The 1367-nt window shown below is 68.8% G+C and carries 1 protein-coding gene; it reads right to left on the bottom strand.

Translation table 11 applies throughout. The features are described 5' to 3' along the window. Nucleotides 1-21: 21 nt before the first annotated feature. A complete protein-coding gene (locus SM450_RS30975) occupies nucleotides 22-1260 on the bottom strand; it encodes an IS701 family transposase (RefSeq protein ID WP_474623318.1) in 1239 nt (412 codons plus the stop codon). Nucleotides 1261-1367 lie beyond the last annotated feature (107 nt).

Below are 1367 nucleotides of genomic sequence, written 5' to 3'. Positions count from 1 at the left end.
TACTCCAGCAGGAGATCCGTTTCAGGGCTCGGTGAGGGCTTGTCGGGCGTAGTGGCTGATCTTGGCTTCGGCTTGGTGTTGGCGTCGGAAGATGGACCAGGCGATGACGTCGCCGATGCGTCGGGTGGGTTCGATGACCAGGGCGTGGAACAGCCGGCGGAGTTCGTTGACGGTGATCGGGATCAGGCCGTTCGGGCTGGTGGTGCTGGCCGCTGCGGCGGCGGCGAGGAATGCGTGGGCGGCGATGACGAGGGTGGTCCAGCGGTGCCACGCCCGCCAGCGGCGGTGTTGGTGCTGGTCCAGGCCGAGGCCCGTTTTCGCGGCCTGGAACGATTCCTCGATGCTCCACCGTCGGCCGGCGACGGCGACCAGCTGGCGCAGCGGCACGAGCTGCGGTGACCAGCAGCGGTAGAACGCCAACTCACCGGTGCTGCGGTTGCGCCGGATCAGCAGCCAGTGGTGACCCTGGTGCTGGTCGGCGGCCAGGGGCAGGGTGACGAACGCCCAGTCGTAGTAGCGGTGTCCTTTCGCCCCCTGGCCGGCGGAGATCCGCTGCCACGCCCACGTCGGTAGGTCGGCGGCGATCTGGTCTGCTCGCTGGATGCCGAGCCCGGTGGGGACGCGGTGTGAGCAGGCGACCGCGAGGACGTAGCCGAGTCGATGCTCGCGTAACGCCGCGGCCAGGTGCGGGTCACCGCCGTAGGCTTCGTCGCCGGCAACCCACCGACACGGCAACCCACCCGCGAGAGCGGTGTCGATCAGCTGTCGTGCCAGCTGGGGTTTCGTGGCGAACCCGATCGTGTCGGGCACCCCTGCCTCTGCCCGTCGCGCGGGGTCGTCGGTCCAGGACTTCGGGAGGTAGAGGGCGACGTCGAGCAGGGTGTGCCCGGCTGGTGAGGCATAGGACAGGTGCACCGCGAGCTGACAGTTCTCGATCTTCCCGGCGGTGCCGGAGTACTGCCGCTGCACCCCGACGGTGTGCACGCCCTTCTTCAGATCACCGGTCTCGTCGATGACCAGGACCCCGTCCGGGTGCCCGAGTTTGACCGCGACGAAATCCCGCACGTCGGCGCGGACTGCGGCGTCGTCCCACCGGGCCCGACCGATCAGATCCTGCATGCCTCCTGGCCCGTCGTCACCGGCGTGTTCCGCGATCGTCCAGCAGTTCTTCGTCGGCAACGGCGCCAGCAGCCCGGCCATGAAGTCCCGCACTCGCCGGCGGGGCTCCGGCCGACCGAAACGCGACCCGACCACGTCCATCAGCTCGTCGAACAGCCCAGACCATCGCTGGGCGTCTACTCTGTAGGCGGCAGCCACCGCCGTATCTTTGGTCCACACAACCACGAGACTCAGCGGTGGCTGCTCCA

This window comes from Micromonospora marincola, assembly GCF_056150385.1.
Note: the sequence above shows the minus strand (reverse complement) of the source record. Positions and strands in the feature narration are given on the sequence as shown.

Excerpts from the sequence above, each read along its gene's own strand:
- SM450_RS30975 (WP_474623318.1), bottom strand. The coding sequence starts at position 1,260 with ATGGACGTGGTCGGGTCGCGTTTCGGTCGGCCGGAGCCCCGCCGGCGA.